The 20,632-nt window shown below is 42.0% G+C and carries 24 protein-coding genes; 5 read left to right on the plus strand and 19 right to left on the minus strand.

The genetic code is table 11. The annotated features are described in order from the left end of the window. Positions 1-454: 454 nt before the first annotated feature. From ADF62_RS00100 to ADF62_RS00150, 11 genes are all read right to left on the minus strand, one after another. Positions 455-1,546: a nucleotidyltransferase gene (locus ADF62_RS00100; protein ID WP_048787809.1), complete on the minus strand. Its 1,092-nt coding sequence runs from the start codon at positions 1,544-1,546 to the stop codon at positions 455-457. 6 nt (positions 1,547-1,552) lie between these two features. Further along, entirely contained in the window at positions 1,553-2,293 is a 741-nt protein-coding gene (locus ADF62_RS00105; protein ID WP_338131581.1) for a class I SAM-dependent methyltransferase, read from the minus strand. A gap of 323 nt (positions 2,294-2,616) precedes the next feature. Then, the gene (gene rsfS / locus ADF62_RS00110; protein WP_003093907.1) at positions 2,617-2,967 is read right to left on the minus strand and encodes a ribosome silencing factor; all 351 of its coding nucleotides are present in this window, start codon (positions 2,965-2,967) and stop codon (positions 2,617-2,619) included. A gap of 14 nt (positions 2,968-2,981) precedes the next feature. Further along, positions 2,982-3,482 carry a cysteine hydrolase family protein gene (locus ADF62_RS00115; protein WP_048787811.1) on the minus strand — a complete coding sequence of 167 codons (501 nt, stop codon included), beginning with the start codon at positions 3,480-3,482 and terminating at the stop codon, positions 2,982-2,984. Between the two features lie 3 nt (positions 3,483-3,485). Beyond that, positions 3,486-4,079, minus strand: a complete 594-nt coding sequence (gene yqeK / locus ADF62_RS00120) for a bis(5'-nucleosyl)-tetraphosphatase (symmetrical) YqeK (RefSeq protein ID WP_003093370.1) — start codon at positions 4,077-4,079, stop codon at positions 3,486-3,488. After that, positions 4,076-4,708 (minus strand): nicotinate-nucleotide adenylyltransferase, encoded by a 633-nt coding sequence (locus ADF62_RS00125; protein WP_003094587.1) that lies wholly within the window; start codon positions 4,706-4,708, stop codon positions 4,076-4,078. Before ADF62_RS00125 ends, yqeK begins: the two co-directional genes overlap by 4 nt. 71 nt (positions 4,709-4,779) lie before the next feature. Further along, positions 4,780-5,097 carry a ribosome assembly RNA-binding protein YhbY gene (gene yhbY / locus ADF62_RS00130; protein ID WP_003094895.1) on the minus strand — a complete coding sequence of 106 codons (318 nt, stop codon included), beginning with the start codon at positions 5,095-5,097 and terminating at the stop codon, positions 4,780-4,782. A gap of 29 nt (positions 5,098-5,126) precedes the next feature. After that, positions 5,127-6,245, minus strand: a complete 1,119-nt coding sequence (gene yqeH, locus ADF62_RS00135; RefSeq protein WP_048787812.1) for a ribosome biogenesis GTPase YqeH — start codon at positions 6,243-6,245, stop codon at positions 5,127-5,129. Continuing rightward, on the minus strand, positions 6,245-6,772 hold the full coding sequence (locus ADF62_RS00140; protein WP_003094053.1) for a YqeG family HAD IIIA-type phosphatase: 528 nt from the start codon (positions 6,770-6,772) through the stop codon (positions 6,245-6,247). Before ADF62_RS00140 ends, yqeH begins: the two co-directional genes overlap by 1 nt. 137 nt (positions 6,773-6,909) lie before the next feature. Beyond that, complete coding sequence (locus tag ADF62_RS00145) at positions 6,910-7,827, minus strand: DMT family transporter (protein WP_048787813.1); 918 nt, start codon at positions 7,825-7,827, stop codon at positions 6,910-6,912. A gap of 75 nt (positions 7,828-7,902) precedes the next feature. Next, positions 7,903-8,286: a hypothetical protein gene (locus tag ADF62_RS00150; RefSeq protein ID WP_048787814.1), complete on the minus strand. Its 384-nt coding sequence runs from the start codon at positions 8,284-8,286 to the stop codon at positions 7,903-7,905. Positions 8,287-8,556: 270 nt separating this feature from the next. Between ADF62_RS00150 and ADF62_RS00155 the strand changes: the two genes are divergently transcribed. Then, entirely contained in the window at positions 8,557-9,327 is a 771-nt protein-coding gene (locus tag ADF62_RS00155; protein ID WP_082162567.1) for a class I SAM-dependent methyltransferase, read from the plus strand. A 12-nt stretch (positions 9,328-9,339) separates the two neighbouring features. Here the strand turns inward: ADF62_RS00155 and ADF62_RS00160 are convergent, their stop codons facing one another. The 8 genes from ADF62_RS00160 to ADF62_RS00195 are packed head-to-tail and all read right to left on the minus strand — an operon-like array spanning position 9,340 to position 16,232. After that, on the minus strand, positions 9,340-10,167 hold the full coding sequence (locus ADF62_RS00160; RefSeq protein WP_003093916.1) for an ABC transporter permease: 828 nt from the start codon (positions 10,165-10,167) through the stop codon (positions 9,340-9,342). Further along, positions 10,157-11,107 (minus strand): ABC transporter permease, encoded by a 951-nt coding sequence (locus ADF62_RS00165; protein WP_003093685.1) that lies wholly within the window; start codon positions 11,105-11,107, stop codon positions 10,157-10,159. The genes ADF62_RS00160 and ADF62_RS00165 overlap by 11 nt, the downstream gene beginning before the upstream one ends. Continuing rightward, positions 11,095-11,877, minus strand: a complete 783-nt coding sequence (locus ADF62_RS00170; protein ID WP_048787815.1) for an ABC transporter ATP-binding protein — start codon at positions 11,875-11,877, stop codon at positions 11,095-11,097. Before ADF62_RS00170 ends, ADF62_RS00165 begins: the two co-directional genes overlap by 13 nt. Next, positions 11,855-12,640, minus strand: coding sequence for an ATP-binding cassette domain-containing protein (locus ADF62_RS00175; protein ID WP_003094260.1), 786 nt, complete (start codon positions 12,638-12,640; stop codon positions 11,855-11,857). Before ADF62_RS00175 ends, ADF62_RS00170 begins: the two co-directional genes overlap by 23 nt. 2 nt (positions 12,641-12,642) lie before the next feature. Further along, positions 12,643-14,196: an ABC transporter substrate-binding protein gene (locus ADF62_RS00180; protein ID WP_082162568.1), complete on the minus strand. Its 1,554-nt coding sequence runs from the start codon at positions 14,194-14,196 to the stop codon at positions 12,643-12,645. Further along, positions 14,183-14,707 carry a DUF924 family protein gene (locus tag ADF62_RS10630; protein WP_003094652.1) on the minus strand — a complete coding sequence of 175 codons (525 nt, stop codon included), beginning with the start codon at positions 14,705-14,707 and terminating at the stop codon, positions 14,183-14,185. The genes ADF62_RS00180 and ADF62_RS10630 overlap by 14 nt, the downstream gene beginning before the upstream one ends. A gap of 3 nt (positions 14,708-14,710) precedes the next feature. Then, complete coding sequence (gene larE, locus ADF62_RS10635) at positions 14,711-15,559, minus strand: ATP-dependent sacrificial sulfur transferase LarE (protein WP_003094400.1); 849 nt, start codon at positions 15,557-15,559, stop codon at positions 14,711-14,713. A gap of 1 nt (position 15,560) precedes the next feature. Next, positions 15,561-16,232, minus strand: a complete 672-nt coding sequence (locus ADF62_RS00195) for a helix-turn-helix domain-containing protein (protein WP_039976358.1) — start codon at positions 16,230-16,232, stop codon at positions 15,561-15,563. Between the two features lie 168 nt (positions 16,233-16,400). On the opposite strand from ADF62_RS00195, the gene larA reads away from it, so the two are divergent. From larA to larD, 4 genes are read left to right on the plus strand one after another with little or no spacing between them, the layout of a single operon-like run. Then, positions 16,401-17,675 (plus strand): nickel-dependent lactate racemase, encoded by a 1,275-nt coding sequence (gene larA / locus ADF62_RS00200; protein WP_003094849.1) that lies wholly within the window; start codon positions 16,401-16,403, stop codon positions 17,673-17,675. Between the two features lie 8 nt (positions 17,676-17,683). Continuing rightward, positions 17,684-18,454: a nickel pincer cofactor biosynthesis protein LarB gene (gene larB, locus ADF62_RS00205; protein ID WP_003093578.1), complete on the plus strand. Its 771-nt coding sequence runs from the start codon at positions 17,684-17,686 to the stop codon at positions 18,452-18,454. Beyond that, positions 18,451-19,710: a nickel pincer cofactor biosynthesis protein LarC gene (gene larC / locus ADF62_RS00210; protein WP_048787816.1), complete on the plus strand. Its 1,260-nt coding sequence runs from the start codon at positions 18,451-18,453 to the stop codon at positions 19,708-19,710. The genes larB and larC overlap by 4 nt, the downstream gene beginning before the upstream one ends. Before the next feature lie 20 nt (positions 19,711-19,730). Beyond that, positions 19,731-20,444 (plus strand): D/L-lactic acid transporter LarD, encoded by a 714-nt coding sequence (gene larD, locus ADF62_RS00215; protein ID WP_048787817.1) that lies wholly within the window; start codon positions 19,731-19,733, stop codon positions 20,442-20,444. The last annotated feature ends 188 nt before the right edge of the window (positions 20,445-20,632 follow it).

The raw sequence follows: 20,632 nt of genomic DNA on the forward strand, positions 1-20,632 counted from the left end.
CTTATACATTAAGGAATCCTTTTTCCTTATAGCTTTATCATATACCTTTCATTTAATCAGGTCAAGAATTTAGTTTTGACTTTTACTGACCTTTTAGATGAAAATTTTTGCAGACTAGCTGCAATCCTTTTTATTGGTATATGGGCTATTGACACGGCCTTCATAAGGATTTCATTTCCTTATGCTTATATTCTACAACATTGGTCAGTAATAGTCAATAGTTTTGTTTGACTTTTTTTGACCTTTGTCATATTTTTGTGCAGCCAAACCAAAATAACTTTATAACCAGTATTTAGGCAAGCACTGCAAGATTTATAAGGAAGCTAAATCCTTATGACACTATCATACACTATTAGTCAGCAAAGGTCAAAGGTTTTGTTTGATCTTTTTTGACCTTTTGGAAAATAATTTACGGAAAGTAAAAAAGCCTACCAGAGGTAGACCTTCTATAAAACTATTTTACTCTAATCGGTACGCGTCCGAAGTTTTGTTCGGAAAGCTCGGGGTTACCTAATTGGTAAACATTATCTGCTTGCTGTGTAAGCAGATCCCAAGGCTCCCTTCCAATACGAGCCACTATATCAACAGACTTTTTCACAGATTTGAGATGAGACTGTCCTTTTTGAGAAAATCCAAGCACATGAACAGCCTGGGGCAAAGGATTATCCACAGCTTCGACCAGGATATAGGTCAAAATACGACGTACTCGTGCTTTTGTATAGCGTTTGGTTGCTACCTTATCCACCAGTTCCTCCACAGAAGACACCTCGCGGATAACAGCTTTTAAACGACTAGCAATCTCTTCGTTAACTTGAAAAATAGTGGTCAAATCAGGGTTTGTAAGAATCTGATAACTCAACAATTGGAAATAATTATCCCAAGAGACCTGTGGAGAAGTCTGAAAAAGCTTGCTATTGGGCATGAACTTATCCACAAAATCGCTATCTTGCTTGTGGAGACGTAGACTCGTCGCTGAGGCGAAAGATACTTCCTTGTCTGAGGAATGATAACCGGCTCCTTGTCTCTGGATAGGATTCAACTTAATGCCCTTACCAGCACAAGCTTTGGCATAGGCTAGCCCTAGGATATGGTTGGGTGTATTGCCAGTGAAATCCACACCAGCAAACTTTTCCCACATTTTTTGTGTCTTTTGTGGATAAGATAAGTCACTCTGTAAATTTTCTACAAAAGCTTCCATATCCTCTGACTTTTCAGCATAGACATCTGCTATTGCCTGGTAATCTAGGACTTCTTCCGTTCCAAAAGTAAGGCTATCAATTCCCAGTCGGGACAAGATATCGACGGCTCCAGCAGCAAAATAATCGGCAGACTGGACTGCCGTCAAGAAAGGCAACTCAACCACGAGATCTGCCCCATTTTCCAAAGCCATCTGAGCTCTAGTCCACTTATCCACAATAGCTGGCTCACCTCGCTGAACAAAGTTCCCAGACATGGCAACGATTTTTACGCCTTCAGCCTGATCCAAGAGATACTTGTGACCGTTATGAAAAGGATTGAACTCAGCAATAATACCTGTAACTGTCATAGGCTCTTACTTTTGGGCCACAAAGAACCAACGGGCACTAGTTTCTGTCGGTTCCTTATCCTCAAAATCGGCGTAAAGTTTGAAGGATTTGAAGCCAGCCTGCTCCAACAAGATATCATAAGTCAAAACCTCATAGGTGCGTTCCTCATGCACCTCATCATGACGGCTAAAGCTTCCATCTTCCTCTTGGACAAAGAAAGTTAATTCATGGACAATAGAATGCGGAGCCGCATCCTCATAGGTATCCCAGAGCATAGCAAAGTCTTCTGCATTTTCATGGTAGGAATAGCCAGGGAAAACCTCATCCGTCTGATAGGTTGAGTGTACATCAAAGATAAAGACGCCATCTTCATTCAGTGCATTATAAACCTCCTTGAAGACGTCCCAAACCTCTACTTCATCCTGCATATAGCAGATAGAATCTGAGTAGCAAGTCACAAAATCATATTTGCCCGCTTGCGATAAATCCAACATGTTGCCTTCGATAAAATCGATTTTCTGCTTGGCGGAAGACGCACGCTTCTGAGCAACCTTCAACATGTCAGCACTCAAATCAAGTCCAGTAACATCAAAACCGGCTTGGGAAAAACGTACAGATTGAATACCAGTCCCACAAGCTAATTCAAGCAATTTCTTTTTATCCTTAGTCTTTGGCAGATGACGGAGGGAAAAATCCGTCCACAAATCGTAAAGGCTGTCATCCATAACAGCGTCGTAGACCGCCGCAAAAGTTTCATAAGTAGCCATAATGATGATACCAAGTCCGTCCGTAATCAAAATGAAAATTAGGAGCTTAGACTTGGAGGAATCTCCAAGACAAAGCTGTCTATTTTCCGACGATTACAGGACGGGTTCAAATCCTTTCTAAGATACAAAGAGCGTCAAAAGCACAGAGAAAATAGGAAACTTTCTGCCGTATCGTTAGATACAAAGAAAGTTTATCTTTTTCTCACAGCTTTTAGTTCGTGTTCAGCTTCAACATTAACCAAACTCGACGCTCTCACCTTTCTAACAATTTTCTTCTAAAATAAGCAAATAAAACCCAGTTGACTACAACTGAGTTCATTATCTTATGCCAAATAGGCTGACACATCCATCATCGGTGCTTCATGCCAGAGTTTTTCAAGGTTATAGTGAGCACGTTCGTCTTCTGTAAAGATGTGAACAACAACGTCGTTCAGGTCCAAAAGAATCCAACCACCCTTGTTGTCACCTTCCATGTGACTAGCATCAAGGCCAGCTTCTTTAACTTTCTCACGGATGTTGTCGGCAATAGCTTCCAACTGACGGCTATTCATTGCACTCAAAATAACAAAGTAATCTGTTAGGCTAGTAAGACCATACAAATCTAGGGCAACAATGTCTTCAGCTCGCTTTTCATCAGCAGCTTTGACAACCAATTCAAGTAATTCTTCTTTCATTTAATCCTCTTTCATTAAAAAATCGTTTTGTAATCTAAGACATCTGCAAAACGTTCATCCCAAATGTTCTCGTAAAAATCATTAATTGTTTCTGCTGGAATGTCGTCTCCATCAAAGGTTGTAACAGTACCTTCGGGAACGACTAGCTTGTAGCCATGTTCGAAAGCAACTTTAACGGATGTATCAACACAATACTCCGTCTGCATACCGCATAAGACTAGTTTCTCAATTCCTTGTTGATCCAAGTATTCCTTTAATCCAGTCTCTTTAAAAATGCTATTGTATCGCTTCTGAAAAACCTTTTCATCAGACTGTCTCTTTAATAGTGGCGATAATTTCCAATCTTCCGAGGTTAGAGCTTCTTCCGTTTCAATATGCTGAATATAGATAATTTCAATCTGCTGTTTTCTAGCCTGATCTTGTAAATAAGAGATTTTCTCTAACAGCTTTTGTGTTTCAAAACCTGTTTCTACTAAGATATTTTGTACATCAATAATAATAAAAGCTATTTTCACTTACTAATCCTCTTTCAAGCAATGCACAAAAGCATTATAGGTTTCAAGAGTTTGGGGATAAATCGGCAAGGCCTGGTGGGCCAAGTGTTCTACCGTATGGACTGTTTCAAAAGCAACTGCCTTATCCAAGGATTGCTCTGCTACTTGTCTAGCTTCCTCTACCAAAGGGAAATTACGGTTATGCTCAATATAATCAGCCACATAGACAATCTTATCTAGGGTTGACATTTCATGGCTTCCGACAGTATGAATCTCAATACTGCGTAGAATATCAGAATCAGTCAATCCCAAATCTTCTTGGATTTTGTAAATCCCAACCATGCCATGCCAGACATTGTTCCCCCATTTTTTCAATTCAGGATCAAGCTTATATTTATCAATAAGCTCCAAGAATTCCTGATCTGGAAGTTCCTTGGCATAATCATGAAGGAGGCCAGCCAAGCCAGCTTTCTCAGTATCATATTCGTACTTTTCAGCAAGAGTAATAGCAGCTCTCTCAACACCCAGAACATGATTGAAGCGTTTAGGACTCATGACCGCTCGAACTTTTTCAAGGAGTTCTTCACGAGAATAGTCTAAATATTTTTCATAGGTCATTTATAGAGCCCCGCTTTCTTGATGTAGGCAAGTACAGACTGTGGCACCATAAAGTTAGGTGTGCGATCCTTCTTAATGTAGGCTCTGACTGCACTCGAACTAATATCCATAAGGGGCACATCAACCCAAATAACTGGATAAGAGGTTCCAGCCTTATACTTAGGACGCTGAACACCCACAAATTGGACCATCTCGATAAGTTCGTCAATGCGATGCCATGTAGGCAGATAGTCGACCATATCAGCACCAATAATGAAGTAATAATCCGTATCAGGATTGGCCTCTGTCAAAAGCTTCATGGTGTCATAAGTATAACTGATTCCCTTGCGCTCCAACTCGATGGTTTCAATATCCAAACCTTCGATACCGTTAATAGCCAACATGAGCATATTTAGGCGATGCTGTTCATCAATAGTCTCCTTTTTATCGACATGAGGTGGCTCAAACTCAGGCATAAGAAGAACTTCATCAAGGCCTAACTGCTGGCGCACCTGGTCAGCAACAACCAAGTGAGCATTGTGAACAGGGTTGAAATTTCCACCCAAAATTCCCACCTGCTTACGGCCAGTATCTTTGATTTCTTCTTCTAGTTGAACCTTTGTAAATGGGGTTACGAGATCCAGTGCCATTTACGCCTCCTCTTACTCAAACATCATCTAAATAACTGTTCTTTTGCCTTTAAGGTTTCAAAAGTCATCAACTATTTTTGGATGGCTTTAACCTTTGGTGATAACTTACGATTTTCTTTTTTAGCTGATTCTTTGTAGAGAATCAAGATACGTCCAATCTTAAGGACTGTATCACAGCCAATTTCTTCTTCCAAAATTTCAGCAACCTCATAGATGTCTTCCATGGTATTTTGGAGTAGGGTTACTTTGATCAATTCACGGGCATCAAGAGCGTTACGAACGCTAGTTTTGATGTGGTCGTTAAGACCGTTTTTCCCGATTTGTACAATAGGTTTGAGAGTGTGTGCTTCCGATTTGAGGAAGGCACGCTGTTTTGATGTTAATGACATGTTTATTCCTTATAATTACTTTATTAAGTTTAAATAATCGCTTTTCGTACGACGACGCCAACACCTTCTGGTGCCCAGGCGGCAACGATGGTTGGTTGGTCAGCTTTTCCTTGAACACGAATCCAGCCTAATCCTGAGAAGACAATGTCTGTCTTATCTTTGACAGTGAACTCGTGACGAACAAGTTTTGGAAAATTGGCCAATTCCTTAGGCCCAGGAGGCATGAGAAGACTTCCAACATGCTTATCATAGAAGGCATCTGCTCCTTCAAGTTTAGTACGATGAAGCTTCAAGTTATTATCAAAGAAGGCTGTAAAACCTTGTTTATCACCATCAATAAAGTCAAAACGTCCAAGACCTCCTAGGAATAGGGTTTGGCTTGCATTTAACTGATAAGTCTTCGGCTTAATTTCCTTCTTAGGACTAACGTACTTGAGGTCCTTGGCTGACAGATAGTGTGCCATCTGGTGGCGATGAATAATTCCTGGAGTATCAAAAATATAAGTACCATCATCCAGCGGAATCTCAATCTTATCAAGGGTCGTTCCTGGGAAACGAGAGGTAGTGATAATATCTTTATCACCTGTAATTTCCTTGATAATGGCATTGATTAAGGTTGATTTACCAACATTCGTCACACCGACAACATAAACATCACGACCCTTACGGAGTTTTTCAATACGCTGAATCAACTCTTTAATGGCGTGATGATTTTGGGCAGACGTCAACATGACATCCACGGGACGCATCCCTTCTTCATGGGCACGTTCTGTCAACCATTGGGTTACCTTACCATCTTTAACGGATTTAGGTAGGATATCCTTTTTATTTCCGACCAAGAGCACATCATTACCCGAAACAAAGCGTGATAAGCCTGGTATGATTGATCCATTAAAATCAAAAATATCAACGACATTGACAACGAGGGCATCACTGTCTCCAACTTCATGAAGCAATTTTAAAAATTCATCATCTGTGATGTGGACATCCACAATCTCATTGTAATGACGAAGACGGAAACAGCGTTGGCAGTATAACTCACCTGTTTCTTCGGCCTTTTTAATAGAGCTAGCAGGTGTGAAACCTGCTTTTTCTTTATCTTCTGTTTGAATTTGGGCTCCACACCCAATACAAAATAATTCTTCCATTAAATTCCTTTGTTGAAGGTCATTGGACCATATGCTTTTTCAATCTTTTTCCACATGCGACGTTCACGCCAACGGTTAAATTTGGTTACCCAAGCATCTGATTTCACCAAAGGCTTGACCAAAATCGAGCGAATGCCAGCTCTGTGGCTAGCTCTGATGTCAGTCATTAGCTGGTCTCCCACCATAACGACCTCGTCTCGATTAAAGTGGTAACGCTCAATCGCTTCATTAATGCCTTTAGTGAAAGGCTTCATGGCACGACTCACGAAATCCACATGGAAATTGGCAACCGCACGTTCAACACGTTCATGTTTGTTGTTAGAGACCACAACCACCGGAATGTCAGCCTCTGTCATTTCATCTAACCAAGCACGTAGCTCAGGAGTCCCATCAGGGTTGTTCCAAGCAATCAAGGTATTATCCAAATCGACCAAGACAGCACGAATACCGTGTTCACGTAGCTGGTCAGGTTTCAAATCATAAACAGCCTCCACCATAAAATGGGGCCTGTAATCGTCTATACTCATTTTCTCTCCAAAATGTTAGTTTACCTCTTATTCTACCATATTTTTAAGGTTTATGTGTGGGACTTAAGTCCTATTTTTTAAGAACATCAATGACACGACGGTATAGAAAAAGAGCCACAATCACTCAGGCTCCATTCTTATCTTTGAATTTTTTCTTGTTTTTTAAGGGTAACTAAATTCTTAAGCGATATGATGATAACAGCAAGAACAATTAAAAACATTCCAACCACATCAATGACAAAGAAGCGGTCCCCCATAATTAATACGGTCAAAATGACCGACGCTATAGGTTCTACCGAAGCCAAGAGACTCCCTTTGACAGCTCCAACCATGGTTGTCCCCTTAAGAAAAACGGTGTAAGCAAAGACTGTCCCAATGAAGATTAAACCAAAAAGCGCTAAGAGATTTCCCCCAGTCAAAGAAAGCTTATACTTCCAGGCTTGGATAACAATCGGAAAGATTAAACCACCGATCAACAGACCTAAACCAATGACAATCAAACTTCCCCATTTTTCAATAGCCTTAGCAGGCAGTAAGATATAAAGTGCATAGGTCACCGCCGAAAAGAGACCCCAGAACAAGCCCAGAGGTGTAATCGCTAACTCCCTTATCTGACCATGCGTTGCGATGGTAAAGGTTCCCACAATAGCCAAGATAATCGCCACTAGCTCTGCTGCTGTTGGGAACCTACGATATTTTGCACATACAAAAGCCAGGATGATAACTGGGGTGACATACTGCAAGACCGTCGCTGTCCCAGCATTAGTGTATTGAATAGCACTAAGATAGGCGTACTGATTTAGTACCAGACCAAAGAGAGCAAATAAGGCGATACTTACTAAGGTTTTTCTATCTTTAATAGCTTGTACTAATTTGTCTCGCTGCCTAAAAAAGACCGAAGCCGTTAGTAAAATACCGGACAGAAGCAAACGTAAACTCGTCAAAAGATTGACATTAACACCATGAGCCATTAGGTATTGACCAGAAACTCCTGAAAATCCCCAGGCAATTCCTGCTGTCAATACCATCAAGCTCCCTTTTAGTTGTTTAGACATGTGTTTTCCTCGATTATGATAATGATTAATTATTATATCACAGAGTGGATAAGGTAAGCGGTTACCCCATAAAACTTAAACTGTTTTTCTTGAGGAATTTTCAAGCGACCAACCTACAACCCAGCCAAAGACTAAAAGATAATTTTCAAGTACTCCAATAGCATTGACTGAGTGATGATGTTGAAGATAGCTAAGGAAATGATTAGTCCCAATCACAAGGCCTCCAATAATCAAAGCTATCAGCACAGCTCTCAGATAAAACCAATCGTATTTGAGATTCACAGCAAGAAGGATGATTAGAACTGCCACATTCCAGATACCAATCTCCCTCTGCCAACCAACTGAAATGCCGTACCCCAAGTGACTTCCCATATAAGTTGGGAAGAACAGCTGAAAAATAATAGCACCAGTCATGTCCAGGATGACGAGGATAAATAGGACTCTTAAGAATTTGTTCATGGGGGGTGCTAAACTCTTTTTTAATGTTCCCGACTAGTCTAACATAAATGAGAGGATTTAAAAAAATGACGAACAAATCTATATCTCAAAATATATTCTAAAAACCTCACTTATTATTGAACGTGTTAATAATTAATGAGAAAAGTCAGGATATTTTTGAGATTAAATTAATCCAGATTTGTAACTGCCTAAACCAAATTTTTCTTTGAACTTCAATTCTTTCTGTAGTATACTATTACAAGTAATTTTATGAATAAAAAAGAGGTCACCATGTTATACAAAATCATACAAAAATACTGGGATAAACGTTATCATGGATATTCTCAAAAAAATAAAAAAGAACTTGAAAGTCTTCAACTAGAAAAATGGAAGTATGAACTGATACGTTGTCTACCAAAGGATAGCACAACTAGTATTTTAGACATCGGCACAGGACCCGGATTTTTTCCGATTTTGTTAACACAAATTGGTTATACTAATGTTACTGCAATCGACGTCTCAGAAAATATGCTACAGATTGCACAAGAGAATCTCCTTCAATATAGAAAAAATTCAAGCACAGTTCGCTATCTACAAATGAATGCCCAAGAGTTGGACTTTGATCCAGAATCTTTTGACGTCATTATAATGCGGAATGTTACATGGAATTTGGAAAATCCTGAAAAGGCTTATGAGGCCTGGTTACGCACTCTCAAACCAGGTGGACAACTTCTTATTTATGATGCCAACTGGTACTCTTATCTCAATGATCCTGCTATTCGTTCACAATTTGAGAATAATCTAAAGATCGTTTCCAGCGAACAATTAGAAGATTACTGGCATGGTGAAGGGGTCGATGAGGCCTTGATTGAGGAGATTGCCCGCCAATTACCACTAACCAAACGCCTTCGTCCCGCATGGGATCTGGAGTTTTTGAATCAATTTGAAGAGGTCGAAGCTACGGTTGACACCGAATTTGGACCAAAAATTTGGAGCCGAGAAGAAGAACTCAATTACGCAGCCACACCGATGTTTGCCCTTTATATAACAAAAAGAAGCTGATTTACACAGAAATCAGCTTCTTTTATATTCTTGTTGGATAGCGAAGTACTGTTTGAGAAGCCTTCCTAGATACATCACTCCTCCAATAAAGAGGATGAGAAAGAGACTTGGAAAAGCAACAATCCATGGGGCTATTTGTAAGTAACTTCTACCGTTATTGATCATCGCACCCCACTCTGCATAGGGCATCTGAGCACCCAAACCGATAAAACTCATCCCTGCAATTTCCATGATAATCGTATTTAAATCATACACCATGGTCGTTACGACTTGGGGAAAGACACTAGGAAGATAGTAGAGCTTGATCTTACTCCAGAAGGTATTGCCAAACATATCTGCATAGCGGAAATACGGTTCTTCTTTACTATCAAGGAGGAGCGAGCGCACAAGATAGGCATACTTGGTCCAGCTGGTCAAACAGATAGCCAGCAAGGTTTGCTCCATCCCAAGGCCCAAGAAGCCGACGACTCCGATCACAAAGATAATGGGAGGAAAGGCTTGAAACAGCGTAATAGCTACTTGAACAAAGCGGTCCACAATCCCACCAAATCTGACACTCAAGACCCCCATGAAGCAACCAAAAAGGACGACCAAAATGAGAGCGAGAAGGGATGGCAAGAGGGTATGGGCCCCTCCGACAAATACACGGACAAAGAGATCGCGGCCCAACTCATCTTTCCCAAATAAGGCTTGACGAGAGGGTGCTGCCAAAACATTGGGTAAATCAACCCGATTGGCTTGGTCAAATCCAAACCACTGAACCAGTACTAAAAAGACAAGAAAGGCTATGAGACACCCTAGTACCCATCGAATGTTACGTTTGATCTGATCAGATGACATGGTTGGCCCCCTCCTTACGCTTTCGTTTTGGATTAATGATGAGCTGGATAAATTCAGCAACGGTATTGACCAGAAGGACACTGGTTGTAATGACCAGAACCGATCCCTGGATTAAGGGAAAATCCCGATTGTGAACAGCTGTGATCAACATTTTCCCAATTCCTGGCCAAGAAAAGAGGTACTCGATTACTGCCACTCCCCCTAATAAGGAGGTTAAAGATAGAGTGATCAAGGTCAAGAGCAGAGGAAATAGTTGAGGAAAAATGGTTGTCCCGAGGATCTGTCCTCGTCTCAAACCGCGCCCCATAGCCCCCAGTACGGCATCCGACTCGAGAATCCCTGTCACCCCTTCTTGGAGCTGGGGAATGTAGCGGCTAGACATGGTTACGGCCAAGGTCAAAGCTGGCAATACAACTCCTTTTAGATCAACCGTTGATTGGATTGGAAACAGATGTAAATATAGTGAAAACACCACCATCAAACCAATCCCTAGAACGAAATTAGGGATGGTATTGGCCAAAGCAGTCGCAAAAGAAATGACCTTAGAAATCAGGCTCTTCTTATAAAATACTGAGATAAAACTCAGCGGAATGGAGATCAAGAGAGTTAAGAACAAGGTAAATCCTGCTAAGAATAAAGTGTTAGGAAAATAAAAGGCCAACTCTTTTGCGACGGAAGATCCCGAATGATAGGTTATTCCCAGATTTCCATGGAAGACTCCCAACAACCATCGTCCATACTGTACCCAGAAAGGATCCTGAAAGCCAAATTCCAAACGCTTGGCCTCTAACAGTTCTTTTGTAAAAGGAATCCCCTGCGAAGCCAACATATTTTTAGCTGGATCTCCCGGTGCTAAGTACATGAGTAAGAAGGAGATCAAACTGACACCTAGTAAGATCAGAAAGAAACGAAGCAACAATTTACAGCTTAGTCGAAACATTTATTCAGCCACCTTTCTTGCTTCTGATAAGTATCTAACAGTTCCTGAGTATAAGGATTTTGTGGAGCACTTAAGCAATCACTTGTCCTTCCCATCTCTTTTACTTGTCCATCTTTTAAAACTAATATCTGTTGGCAAAATTGGCTCACCAAGGCTAGATCATGAGAGATAAAGACAAAATTCATCTGATAGCAATCTTTTAGTTGCTCCATCAAGCGCATCAGCTCTGCTTGAATGGTCATATCAAGGGCGCTGGTCATCTCGTCGCAAACGAGGATTCTCGGTTTGATGAGCAAAGCACGCGCAATAGCTGCCCGCTGGCACTCTCCACCACTTAAAAATTGGGGTCTTTGCTGCAGCAGATGGCAATTGAGATGAACCGCGTCCAAAACTTCTTCAACTGCTTTTTCTTTTTCAGCTTTTGTTGTGACCTGATCAAAATGATCACAGACTTCCATCAAACTCGAATAAACCGAGCGTGCTGGATGAAAACTAGCATGTGGGTGTTGATCAATATACTGGATCGTTTGATAGAATTCTTTCGTTGAAAATTCTTCAAAAGACCGGCCCTGTAAATAGAGTTGCCCTTGATCAGGGGTGATAAAACGACACAGGAGATGACTGAGGCTAGTCTTTCCAGACCCAGATTCTCCTACGATCCCAAAGCTCTCCCCCTCTTCTAACTCAAATGAAATCGGCCCTACTTGCATCCCTGAAGCAGAATTACGGTAAGTAAATTGTAGATTTTTACAGGTCAATATTGTGCCCATCTGAGGCTCCTTTCCGTAAACGTGGGGTTGCTGCAAGCAGCTCTCTTGTATAGTCTTCTGTTGCAGACTGCAACAATTGGGCTGTAGGTCCCTGCTCAATGACCTGTCCCTCACGGATCACAAGCATCTGATCCGTCAAAGCTGCAGCAACTGCCATATCATGTGTCACTAATAGAAGAGCCAATCCTTCTTCTCTTTTTAGGCGATCTAATAAATCCACGATTTCTAGCTTGGTGACAACATCCAGTGCACTGGTGGGCTCATCAGCTAGCAAAATCTTAGGATAAGAGACCAAAGACAAAGCGATCGCCACCCGCTGCATCATGCCCCCACTTAATTCAAAGGGATAGGCAGGCGCAACCTTCTTCATATCTAAACTGACCAGGTCCATACATTCTTTGAGAGAACGAACTTTGGAAGTCCGCCCTTTTAGACTGTTGACCAGGTCCTTATAATGGTTTTCAATGGTTCGTCGATCATAAAAAAATCTTCCAGCTTGCTGGCTAACCCAAGCCATCTCATTCCCAACGAAAGGGTAGGGAGTGGACTGCTGGAGCTGTTCCTTTCCTTGCCAACTATACTGTCCCTTTGCAATCCAAAGATCTCTCAAGGGGAGCCCTAGCAAAATCTTCAACAAGGTAGACTTCCCACTGCCACTTTCTCCGACAATCGCAAGACTTTGGGATTTTTTCAACTGAAACGATAAATCTTCAATAATGATCCGATCCTGGGACTGGACCGTTACATGTTGGAGTTCAAGCATCCTTATTCCTTCTTTAATTGATTGGTAATATGATAATAGTCTGAGGCACTCGATGTGAGTCCTGACACGCGATCATTCATAATAACCGCCACCTTAAACGTCACCAAAAAGCTAATCGGTAGGTCTTCTTTGATTTCCCTTTGAAGGTCCTTACTCAGCTCTTGGCGCTTCTCTTGATTGCCTTCTATCGCAAGGGCTTGGATCAATCGGTCTACCTTGGCGCTCTTGTATTTTCCAAGGTTAACCGAGCCGTCTGATGCCAGCGAGCTCTTAAAGAAGGGATAGGGGTCACCCACTGGAGTCGCCACCATGGTATACGGTGTAAACGAATAGTCTTCTGCAGCAGCAATCGATCCTACTTCAACAGTCCGAATCTTCACATCGATCCCAATTTGTTTCAAGGAAGCTTGTGTCGCCTGAACTGCTAAAGGAATCTCAGGTAAACGATCATAAGAAAGAGCTGTCAATGTAACCTTCTTACCGTCTTTATAGCGACAACCATCCGCTTTTTTCAAATATCCCGCTTGATCTAAGAGTTTCTCTGCTTCCTTGGCATTCGCATTTGGAACAGGCTCTTCTAAAGCAAAAGGAAAACGACTTGGAAACGGACCACTTGTGGCTTGGGAACCCTTTTGAAAGAGCGATTGACTATAGGTATTCCGATCAATCACCAAATCAAGAGCTTTTCGTAGCGTCTTATCCTGCATCCAAGGATCTCGGAAATTATAGACATATGAAAGATAGCGCGAGCCATCGACTTCTGAAATCCGATAGCCTTTTTTCTGGCGATAAGAAGCTAGATTGAGAGCAGGCATTCCATAAGCCGCATCGATCTCCCCTGCATCTAAGGCAAGACTCATCGAAGTCGCATCTGAAAATGAATTAATCTCGACCTTCTGTACCTTAGGGGCCCCATTCCAATAGTTGTGAAAGGCCTTTAGACTAGCACCATTCTCTGGTCGAAAAGCTGTCATCTGGTAAGGACCTGTCGCTACAACCGATTTTCCAGTCGACTCTTTAGCTCCAACATGAATAATGGTCGAATAAGGATCCGCCAAGAGGTTCAAAAGGATCGGTTGAGGATCTTTGGTTTTGATCCGAATACTTTGATCCGTCGCTGTTATTTGCTCGATCATTAATTCACCTGCTGCCCGCTGATTGGACGCCAAAAGGTGTTCCAAGGACTCCTTGACTGTCTTAGGAGTCATGAGACTCCCATCATGGAAATGAACCCCTTGACGGATGGTGATTTCCCACTCAAGTGGAGACAACTGCACACCTTTGGTGGCAAGCCAAGGCTGGATCTGTAGCTGATCATTCATTTTAAACAAAGTCTCCCCGACCCCATAGCGCACTGTAAACCAGCCATTGTACTCTTTGACTGGATCAACATTAGCCGGAAATTGAGTATAGCCCATCGTAACCGTATCACGAGAAGATACCGTTTTTCCCTGCGCTCCCTGATAAGACCTCAAGCCTAGTAAGCAAAGTCCAGCTAACAGGAGCGCCCAGCAGAGCTTGACCCAATATCCCTTTTTTCTTTTAAAAGCCTGCATGTTCTTTCAAATACTCCTCTTCTTCTTTGGTCGATGGTCTTCCTAAAATGGCATTGCGATGCGGATAGCGCCCAAATTGTCGGAGAATCTCCACATGCATCTTCTCATACTTCAAGCGTTTTTCGAGCCCCGGTTGATCAAACAAGCGCAGGGCTTCTTCATGAATGACTAAGGACTCAGAATGCATAAAAGGCATGTAGAAAAATCCTCTTTGTACAACTGGTAGATCCAAGGCTTGCTCTAAGCCTTCTTGGGCCAATACCAAGGCCAAGGAATCTGTCGCAAAAGCTTGGGCCGTCCCTCGAAAAATATTGCGAGGAATCTGGTCCAGGAGCAAAATCTCTGCTAAACGCCCTTGATCTGACGCGCGCCAGCTGAACAATTCCCCACGATTGGCCTTCCAATAAAGTTCTTCAAAACGCACGCGCATTTCTTGATCCAGCGCATCTGATTTTTTGAACCAATCCTCTGGCTTCAACTCTTCAAACCAGAATCTTATCACTTCCTGCATTTCTTAACCCGCCATAATCTTTTCTTTGGTTTTTTCATCCAATGAGTCATTCATCCGGCCGTACTTGTATCCGGCCAAATCCAAGGCTACATATGTAAATCCGATTTTCTTCATGTAGTCATTGATCTTGTCATGCAGTTGAATGGCTTCAAGCAGACGATCTTCTTCCACTTCGATGCGCGCCAAGTCCCCATGCACCCGCACACGGGCTTGCTCAAAGCCGAGCCCTACGAGGAACTCTTCCCCTTCAAAGACCCGTTGCACATTTTCTGAAGTGATTTTCACCCCGTATGGGAAGCGTGAGGCAACGCTACAAGATGGCACCTTATTCCAATTGGAGACGCCTCTTTCCTTGGCCAATTGACGAATTTCTGTCTTATAGAGACCTGCTTCTTGCAAGACACTACGGACACCCGCTTCGTCCCGAGCCTTGATCCCAGGACGGAAGTCGTTGATATCATCCATGATCATACCGTCCACCAATTGCTCAAATCCCAATTCCGTGACCGAATCCTTAATGGTTTGGTACATCAATTGTTTGGTGTAATACCAAATATTGGGCGTGTTGGCAGCAATCCGCGGATCACTCAATTCTCTCATTTCCAAACCAAGCACCGGTGCTCCTAGCTGATCAGCCAAGTCGAGTGCTAGATCAAACTCTTCATTTGAGAACATCTCAGAGTTCACGACAGCTGCAATGACATTGTCGGGTCCCAAGGTATCCAAGGCTACCTTCAAGAGATAAGAACTGTCAATTCCGCCTGAATAGGTAACAGCTACTTTTCCGATTTGCCGTAAAATATCTTGTAATTTTTCTTCTTTTTCTTGTCTGATTTGTGCTTCTGTTGCCATCTTAGAATAGCTCCCTTCCTATAAATTCTTCAATCCTTTCATTATCCAAAATCACGATTTTTTGCTGTCGAATATCCAAAACTCCTTCTCGTTTTAATTCGTTGAGAATGCGATTGACACTGTTTCGCGTCGAAATTCCGCAAAAGCCAGCAATATCTTCATTGGTAATGTTGAAATCAATCAAGACGCCATCTTCTTGCTCTACACCAAACAAGCCGCTTAGTTTTTGCAACTGAAAACAAACTGCTCCCTTTTTCCCATTCATCATCATATACTGCTGAGCTTCCATACTCTCAGAGAGCTTATGGCAATAATAATCCAATACGTAGTCCTGCAGTTCTTTTTGCTCCTTAACAAAATTCCAAAATTTAACTCGAGAAATACGATAAAAACTTGCTTCATCGGTCTCTACTCTCACATTAAAAGCAGAATTTGAATAATTTGATACTTCATCTCGAATCAAAGAAACAATATCAATAGCTTTGAGATAAGAAAAACTATACTCACGTCCGTCGTGCATAATAACACTAGTTTTAACAATCCCTTCTTTTAAAATATAGATGTAATCATCCTTAACCCCTCGATAAGATAGATAACTATGGTATTTTTTCTTAATAATTGGAGTTCGTCTCTCTTCTAAAAAATTAACTAAAAATTCTGAATTCACAAGCATCTTCCTCTTATTACTTTACTGTTTATTGTGATATCTTAATAACACTAATAATACACCTATACTACCAATTCTATATCATCCTTTGTTAACATCAAATGATACTTATGTATTTTAAAAAAAGACTTATAATACTGGTGTAAGTATTAATAATAAAGGAGATCGCAAATAATGGTAGAAATTAAATTACCGTACGACAAAAAGACGATTGTTGCAAAGATTCCAGATGAAAACTTTGCTGGTTTGTTAGAGTCAAAAGCGGAAAACTTCCATAACCCACTGTCTGAAGAAGAAACTGTTGAACGTTCATTGGATAACCCTATCGGCAGCCCATCTTTGGAAGAACTCGCTAAAGGTAAAAAAGACATCGTGTTGATCAGTTCTGACCACACTCGTCCTGTACCTTCTCATATCATTACCCCAATCATTTTGCGTCGCATTCGCTCAGTTAACCCTGATGCACGCGTGCGTATCTTGGTTGCTACTGGTTTCCACCGTCCTTCAACTCGTGAAGAATTGATCAACAAATACGGCCAAGAAATCGTTGATAATGAAGAAATCGTTATGCACATTTCAACAAATGACGATGACATGGTTAAGATCGGTCAACTTCCTTCAGGTGGGGATTGTATCATCAACAAGATTGCTGCTGAAGCTGACTTGTTGCTAGCAGAAGGATTCATCGAATCTCACTTCTTTGCTGGATTCTCAGGTGGACGTAAATCAGTCCTTCCAGGTATTGCTTCATACAAGACTATCATGGCGAACCACTCAGGTGATTTCATCAACTCTGATAAAGCACGTACTGGTAACCTTGACCACAACCCAATTCACGAAGATATGCTTTACGCTGCTCGTACTGCAAAATTGGCCTTCATCGTCAATGTTGTATTGGACGGCGAAAAACACATCATCGGATCTTTCGCTGGGGACATGGTTGAAGCCCACAAAGTTGGTTGTGAATTTGTTGCAGACTTGGCACACGTGTCTAAGGTCGAAAGTGACATCACTATTTCAACAAACGGTGGTTTCCCACTTGACCAAAACATCTACCAAGCCGTTAAAGGGATGACAGCTGCTGAAGCTTCAAACAAAGAAGGCGGAACTATCATCATGGTTGCTGGATGTGCGGACGGTCACGGTGGAGAAGGATTCTATCGTAACCTTGCTGACGTCAAAGATCCAAAGGATTTCTTGGAACAAGCCATCAACACACCTCGTTTGGAAACTGTCCCAGACCAATGGACTTCTCAAATCTTGGCTCGTATCTTGGTACACCACCATGTTATCTTTGTATCTGACCTTGTCGATCCTGCTTTGATCACAGGTATGCACATGGAACTTGCAACTTCATTTGACGAAGCGCTTGAAAAAGCCTTAGCTCGTGAAGGAAAAGATGCTAAAGTAACTGTTATCCGCGACGGACTTTCTGTCGTTGTTGAATAGAATCTACCATGGATTTTCAACCAAATCTAGAACAAACACTCCGTGACTTGCAAGCTGGCCACCTCTCTGTAGAGGATGCGCTGGAGCAAATTAACGGCGTGAAAGAACTAGGCTATGCAGCAATTGATACTGACCGACAACGCCGCAATGGCTTCCCTGAAGTCATCTTCGGCGAAGGAAAGACAGTTGAGCAAATGGAAGGTATCATGCAATTCCTTTTACAAAAAGAATTGCCGATCCTTGCGACTAGGGTCTCTCTCCAAAAGGGAGAGGCTCTTTCTCAGCTCTTTCCTAACGGCCACTATTATCCAGAAGCTCGCTGCTTCATCCTCAACTCTAAAAAAGAAGAGGTAGATGCGGAGCATTACATTGCCATTGTGACAGCAGGGACTAGTGACGTTCCTGTTGCCGAAGAAGCTGCCGTAACTGCAGAGACCTTTGGCCACGCGGTCCATCGGATTTATGACGTAGGAGTCGCCGGTATTCATCGCCTCTTTAGACGCTTAGATGAGATTCAAAAGGCCAGTGTGGTAATTGTCATCGCTGGAATGGAAGGAGCCCTTGTCAGCGTTGTTGGAGGTCTTGTGGATGTGCCTGTAATTGCCGTGCCGACTAGTATCGGATACGGGAGCAATCTTCAAGGACTTACGACTTTGATGAGTATGCTGACTTCCTGTGCTTCTGGAGTCACCGTCGTCAATATTGACAATGGATTTGGTGCAGCTTATTCAGCTTGTATGATCAACCGACTCAACCACAATCGAAAGGAAAACGAATGACCAGTCTATTTTTAGAACCTTTTTCTGGAATAAGTGGTGATATGCTCAATGGTCTATTGGTTGACCTTGGGGGAGATGTCACCTTGCTTCGCTCCGAACTCGAAAAACTGGGAATTGATGGCTTCCACCTCCATGTTGATCATATCGCTAAAAGCGCCATCTGGGGAACTGACTTTGATGTTCACCTTCACCACGTGGAGAAAGATACAGGGATTGAAGGCGATTTTGATCATAAACACCATCACGATCATGAACATGGACATTCCCATGCGGATGCCCGCAGTTATGCAGACATCCACGATTTGATTGCCGCTTCTCAGCTGAGTCCTTTTGTAAAAGAAAAGAGCCTTGCAGTCTTTCTCGACATTGCCAAGGCTGAAGCAGCTGTGCACAACATACCTGTTGAGCAGATTCATTTTCACGAGATTGGTGCCATTGACTCGATCGTCGACATCGTTAGCTTTTTCATCCTAGTGGAATCGCTCGGGATCGACACAGTCTACTCCACTCCTCTCACAGAGGGAAGTGGGACGATCTCAGTCGCCCATGGGGAAATGCCGGTTCCAGTTCCTGCTGTCATACAGTTGAGAAGGGGAATCACCATTCCGATCACTCAAGACTTCACCGTCAAAACAGAGTTGATCACCCCAACAGGGTTAGCTCTCTTGAAAGCATTGGATCCCATCTTTGAACCGATTCCATCCCACTTTGCTATCCAAAGTGTCGGCTATGGATTTGGTAAAAGAGATACCGGAAAATTCAATGCTTTACGCGGTTCGCTATTAAAGGAAGACGCCTCACATAGCACGACCAACGTTCATCACACCGATGATTACATCGTTGAAATCACCACTACAATCGATGATCAAACACCAGAACAACTGGCTTATATTCTAAATCGGTTCTTGGATGCTGGAGCTTTGGATGTCTACTATCGTAGCATCGTTATGAAAAAAAATCGTCCTGGTTTTGAGTTAACGCTTTTGATTCAAAATACCCAGCTGGAAGATTTTTCAACCCTCTTGTTCAAAGAAACCAGTACCATTGGTTTTCGATACCAACAAATTGACCGCAAGGTCATGCAACGTCGTTTTGAACAAATCGACACGGAATTTGGAACCGTTACAGTTAAAATCAATCAGTACGGATCCATCACTAAGAAGACGCTTGAATACGAAGACTGTCAGCGGATTGCTAAGAAGATGCAGTTGCCGATTCAAGAAGTTTACAACCAATTACAAAAATACATTTATTAATTTAGGAGAAATTTATTAACATGACACATCAATTACTTGCAGAAGTTATGAGTACAGCTTTGATGATTATCTTCGGGGTTGGCGTACACTGTGACGACGTTTTGAAGAAAACGAAATATGCTGGAACTGGACACTTATTCGCCATCACAACTTGGGCATTTGGTATCACTGTCTGCTTGTTCGTCTTTGGCGGTGTTTCAATGAACCCAGCTATGGCTTTGCTGAAACTCCTTCTTGGTAAATTGACAATCGCTCAATTCTTCCCAATCGCAATCGCTGAAATGATTGGTGCCTTCCTTGGAGCTTTGATTGCTTACTTTATGTATGCTGAACACTTTAAAGCTTCTGAAGGTCAAATTGATGGTGTTGCTATCCGTAACATCTTCTCTACAAACCCTAACTGCCGTAACCTTCCACGTAACTACTTCGTCGAAGCCTTTGCAACATTTATCTTCTTGACATCTATCATGGCTGCTGAACATGCTAATGAAGAATTGCTTCCATTCACTGTTGGTTTGATCGTTTGGGCTATCGGTATGGGGCTTGGTGGTACTACAGGTTTCGCGATGAACCAAGCGCGTGACCTTGGACCTCGTTTCGCTTACCAAATCTTGCCAATCAAAGATAAAGTAAACAACGACTGGCAATATGGACTTCTTGTGCCAGGTACTGCTCCATTTGTTGGTGCTGTCCTTGCCTTCTTCTTCATCCGTTACTTCCTTGGAATCATGTAATTTCAATTAAATATATTTTATAAAATATATTTAATTGAAATGTACTGCAACTCCAAGGTTGTAGGCTTTAAGTAAAAAAAGAGTTAAGACAATAGCTATTCTGGATCTATGTCAACTGTAGTAATTAACATCTAGAGAGAACCTGATAGGTTTTCTCTTTTTGTATGTTCAGAGTGATGAAAACACGC

Origin of the sequence: Streptococcus sp. 1004_SSPC, assembly GCF_001069025.1 — a bacterium.
GTDB classification, from domain to species: Bacteria; Bacillota; Bacilli; order Lactobacillales; family Streptococcaceae; genus Streptococcus; species Streptococcus vestibularis.